This is a genomic window from Allocoleopsis sp. (assembly GCF_036703385.1).
GTDB lineage: Bacteria > Cyanobacteriota > Cyanobacteriia > Cyanobacteriales > Coleofasciculaceae > Allocoleopsis.
This window is the reverse complement of the sequence record NZ_DATNPA010000413.1, coordinates 1-4,696: the sequence shown is the minus strand read 5'-3', so window position 1 is coordinate 4,696 and position 4,696 is coordinate 1. Positions and strand designations below refer to the sequence as shown.

At 47.0% G+C, this 4,696-nt stretch carries 4 protein-coding genes; 3 read left to right on the top strand and 1 reads right to left on the bottom strand.

Annotated elements, in window-relative coordinates; translation table 11 throughout:
* Window positions 1–155: 155 nt before the first annotated feature.
* The 3 genes from V6C93_RS20330 (at window position 156) to V6C93_RS20320 (ending at window position 3,710) form a co-directional block, all read left to right on the top strand.
* Window positions 156–1,328 (top strand): pyridoxal phosphate-dependent aminotransferase, encoded by a 1,173-nt coding sequence (locus V6C93_RS20330; RefSeq protein WP_333478496.1) that lies wholly within the window; start codon window positions 156–158, stop codon window positions 1,326–1,328.
* Between the two features lie 357 nt (window positions 1,329–1,685).
* On the top strand, window positions 1,686–2,195 hold the full coding sequence (locus tag V6C93_RS20325; RefSeq protein WP_333478495.1) for a universal stress protein: 510 nt from the start codon (window positions 1,686–1,688) through the stop codon (window positions 2,193–2,195).
* Window positions 2,196–2,396: 201 nt separating this feature from the next.
* The gene (locus V6C93_RS20320) at window positions 2,397–3,710 is read left to right on the top strand and encodes a ribulose bisphosphate carboxylase small subunit (RefSeq protein ID WP_333478494.1); all 1,314 of its coding nucleotides are present in this window, start codon (window positions 2,397–2,399) and stop codon (window positions 3,708–3,710) included.
* 326 nt (window positions 3,711–4,036) lie between these two features.
* Here V6C93_RS20320 and V6C93_RS20315 read toward each other — a convergent pair whose 3' ends face one another.
* Complete coding sequence (locus V6C93_RS20315) at window positions 4,037–4,567, bottom strand: hypothetical protein (protein ID WP_333478493.1); 531 nt, start codon at window positions 4,565–4,567, stop codon at window positions 4,037–4,039.
* Between the last annotated feature and the right edge of the window lie 129 nt (window positions 4,568–4,696).

Sequence of the window (4,696 nt, the reverse complement as noted above, 5' to 3'; positions counted from 1 at the left end):
AACATAACCCAACATCAATCGATCGCACAGCACAGCTGGAAAACTAAAAAAAAAGCCAATTTACAGCCCGATCGCAAGTTACTCTGGGAAACTAGGAAACGTGTAAACGAAATCCTATACCTTAATTCTTCAGTTAGTTGTTGGGTGTAATGAGCATGAAGCTGGCATCACGAGTCGGTCAAGTCCCTCCCTCCCTCACTCTGGCCATTTCCGCGAAAGCAAAAGCCATGAAAGGAGAGGGTATAGATGTCTGTAGTTTCAGTGCTGGGGAACCAGACTTTGACACCCCGGCGCATATCAAAGCCGCCGCCGAGAAAGCTCTACAGGACGGTAAAACCAAATATGGCCCAGCCGCTGGGGAGCCAAAATTACGAGAAGCGATCGCACGTAAGCTGAGAGATGACAACGGTCTTTGTTATAACGCAGAGAATGTCATTGTTACCAATGGTGGTAAGCATTCCCTATTTAATTTGATGCTGGCGCTGATTGAGGCCGGGGATGAAGTGATTATCCCTGCGCCCTACTGGCTGTCCTATCCAGAAATGGTAAAGCTGGCGGAAGGAACCCCTGTGATTGTTGATACAGATGCCTCAACAGGCTATAAAATCACACCTGACCAGCTACGCTCAGCCATAACCCCCAAAACCAAGCTATTTGTCCTCAACTCTCCCTCGAATCCTACCGGTATGGTTTACACACCAGCCGAGATTAAAGCGTTGGCAGAGATTGTGGTCGAGAAAGACATCTTAGTAGTTTCAGACGAGATTTATGAAAAGATTCTTTACGACGGTGCAGAACATCTGAGTATTGGTGCACTAGGGCCAGAAATTTTTGAGCGCACCATCATTAGCAATGGGTTTGCCAAAGCTTATTCGATGACGGGTTGGCGTTTGGGGTACCTAGCAGGCCCAGTGGAACTGATTAAAGCCGTGACAACAATTCAAAGTCACAGCACTTCCAATGTCTGTACCTTTGCTCAGTATGGCGCGATCGCAGCTCTGGAAAGCTCTCAAGACTGTGTACAAGAGATGTGCGAAGCCTTTGCCAAACGGCGGCAGGTGATGTTAGACCGCCTGAATGCCATTCCCGGACTCATGTGTCCAAAGCCAGATGGGGCGTTTTATATGTTTCCCGATATCAGTAAAACGGGGATGAAATCTCTCGAATTCTGTGACGCGCTGCTAAGTTCTCAGCAAGTTGCGGTAATTCCTGGCATTGCGTTTGGTGCAGATGACTGTATTCGCCTTTCCTACGCGACCGATATGGCATCGATTGAGAAGGGGATGGATCGGTTAGAGAAGTTCGTACGAGAGAGAACTATGGGATAAAGTATAAGATTTATTACCTAAGAGCGATCGCGTATTCCTTCTAGAAGAGCGGTCGCTTACGTTTTTTCTCTATTCCAAGACATAGATATTGCGATATCTTAAGGCGTAACGAAGCTAAGACGAAGTATTACAAAGATTAGCTTTTGGCAAGAACATATCAGGATAACATCATAGGTAGAAGCATCCATTAATTAAGAGTATTACAACAATCGTAAGAGTGAAACTCATAGCATTTTGATTCCAGAGCCAGCAGTATTCCAACAAAACTGCCATGAGGTAAGTAGGGAAGGATGCCGAACCACGTTAAAGATTAAATAATCTCAATCTGGTTCACAGGAATTTGTCCAGGAGGGAGCTGTGAGATACAGGAAAATCTTGGTAGCGCTTGACCGCTCAAGTCAGTCAGAAATTGTGTTTGAACAAGCTCTAGAGGTAGCTAAAAAGGAAGAAGCAGCTCTGATGCTGTTTCACTGTCTACCTTTCGAGACTCAGGGTGTTGGCTCTTATGCCGATATGTTTGGTAGAGAGCTAATCAACTATGCTGCCGAGATGCAAAAAGTATTAGATGACGAAAGTAAGCAAGCCCGTCAATACCTTGCGGACTACTGCCAGAAAGCAACTGAACAGGGTGTTCCCAGCGAATGGGATTTGAAGATAGGAGATGCAACAAGTCGAATTCGAGAACTGGCTACAGCTTGGGACGCAGATTTAATCGTGGTTGGTCGTCGAGGTCACCGAGGTCTTGCAGAGATTGTCTTGGGAAGTGTCAGTAGTTATGTTGTCCATCATGCTCCTTGTTCCGTTTTAGTGGTACAGGGCATTAGTCCAATTATCGAGCAGACGGTTGAAGCGGCAACTCAGGTATAAAAATCAGTAATTGTTGATGAACCGCTCTTCGGCTGAGTAGCAGGCCAACTGTAATCGTTGCCCTCGCCTCAAGAGCCTGTTGCTTACTCAAGCAAACGGGTGGCTCCATCAGGCTGAGTTTTTGTTATAGAATCTTAACAATAGGCATCTGCGCGATCGCGCTTCCTCGCACTACCAAACTCAGCCGCAGAAAATAGACCGATGAGCTACTACATTTCTCCCCGCTTTTTAAACAAACTTGCCGTTCACATCACCAAAAATTATCTCGATCTCCCAGGCGTTCGCGTTCCTTTAATTCTCGGCATTCATGGGCGTAAAGGAGAGGGAAAATCCTTTCAATGCGAGTTAGTCTTTGAGCGCATGGGGGTTGAAGCTATCCATATGTCGGCGGGTGAATTAGAAAGCCCCGATGCAGGTGATCCAGCACGTTTAATCCGCCTACGCTATCGAGAAGCGGCTGAACTGATTCGGGTGCGCGGCAAAATGGCTGTCCTGATGATCAACGACTTAGATGCAGGTGCAGGGCGCTTCGACCAAGGCACTCAATATACGGTCAATACTCAGTTGGTGAACGGCACATTGATGAATATTGCCGATAACCCCACTGATGTACAACTTCCTGGCAGTTACGATTCCACACCACTGCATCGCGTGCCAATTCTAGTTACAGGAAATGATTTTTCTACCCTGTATGCGCCCTTAATCCGAGATGGTCGGATGGAGAAATTTTACTGGGAACCCGATCGCGAAGACAGAATTGGCATTGTGAGCGGTATCTTTTCGGAAGATGGGCTACCTCGCCAGCAGATTGAACAGCTCGTTGATGCCTTTCCGGGTCAACCCATCGACTTCTTTAGTGCGTTGCGATCGCGTATTTACGATGAACAAATCTTGCAATTCATACAGAAAATTGGGTTTGAGCGCGTCTCCTCCCGTATCGTGAATAGTGCTGAAGAACCACCAACGTTTCCCAAACCAAATTTTAGCCTGTCTCGTTTAATTGAATTTGGCAACCTCTTGAGGGGTGAGCAGAAGCAGGTAGAAAACATGGGACTTGTTAGGGAGTACAATCAAGCCCTATCTTCACAGCAGAAAAATCAACAGCCTCAAGATATATCTCGTCCAACTAACAGACAACCGGAAAACTCACACACAGATACCCACAATGAGTTAGTCAATCAGCCAATCAGCGCCAATGGTTCCAATGGATTCAACAGTTCCAGAACACCAAGCAAACCCGTGCCGGATGGGCCATTGGATTTAGAAACTCAGGAGCAAATTCGTGAGCTTTTGGCTCAAGGGTATCGCCTAAGTATCGAACATGCCAACGATCGTCGAGTCCGGAATAATGCGTGGCAAAGTGGTACCTCATTCCAGGGAGATGAGGCATCGCAAATAATCATCGACTTGGCAGAACTCCTCGCTGAGCACAGTGGCGAGTATGTACGATTGATTGGCTTCGATCCCAAAGGCAAGCGGCGGGTTTTGGAAAAGATTGTCCAACGACCAAACTGATAGATAATGTTTCGGCGTAGGGGCACGATCTTTATCGTGCCCTATACGGTTATTAGACTTCTTGGAAACATACGAAGAACCCCTCCCCATCCCTCTCCGTTTCGGAGAGGGAGTAATACCGAGTTGCGTTCAATCGTAGTGATTGGAAAGCTGAGGGAGCTGGGGGATCGGGGGAAGCGGGGGGAGAGAAAGTTAGCTCTTTGAACGCAACTTCGTATAAGATTTGTTCTCTCTCTCATCTCCGGTTCCCTTCAAGGGAAGGGCGCTAATTTCAAAGCCTCTTTCCTTGTAGGAGAGAGGTTTTCCACATCCCGTGAAAAGTAAGATTAGACAGGAATTTCGCTTTGCCTATCTGCCGCTACCGCTGATGGAGCGTCAAAAACCACCTCAAACTCGGCAGTCGGCATAAATCGATTGAGCAGTCGTTGATGATTTTCTGCTTCACTGCGAAGGTAGAAGCGTGCAACGACATAGCGCTGAGCGTTGGGTAGCAGTCGGACAATAACCCAAGGATAATGCTCTTGAAGCCAGAAGCGATCGCTCGAATTAGAAGTAGAATCAACCAATGACCCTACTTTCTCATCCGGTTGAATGAGACGACCACCTCCTCTGTAAGTCTCAACAATCGAGCGAATGTGAGACAAAAGCTGTTCTCGCTCTGAGGTGGCATCAGGAGGAAGCAAGCTCCACTCACTCATCGGTGCTGCTAGCCAAGTCAGATTATAAGAGATACTGGCTTTGCACAGATTCCACGAAAGACGCCGAGTCTGCTTACGGCACTGGTAACCCTCAGCTCTAAGAACCATGACAATTTTGTCACCTTCTGCTTTCAGGCGAATCCATTCGGAATGTTTCATACTAAAATTAGTCCTACTTTGATTAGGTAGGAAAGGCGATCGCATGGCCTTGCAATTGACAGGCGATCGCCTAACCCTGTGAAAACTGAAACGATACACGCAGTTAATTTTTGTTTGGGTATCACCTCC

Excerpts from the sequence above, each read along its gene's own strand:
- V6C93_RS20330 (WP_333478496.1), top strand. The coding sequence starts at position 156 with ATGAAGCTGGCATCACGAGTCGGTCAAGTCCCTCCCTCCCTCACTCTG.
- V6C93_RS20320 (WP_333478494.1), top strand. The coding sequence starts at position 2,397 with ATGAGCTACTACATTTCTCCCCGCTTTTTAAACAAACTTGCCGTTCAC.
- V6C93_RS20315 (WP_333478493.1), bottom strand. The coding sequence starts at position 4,567 with ATGAAACATTCCGAATGGATTCGCCTGAAAGCAGAAGGTGACAAAATT.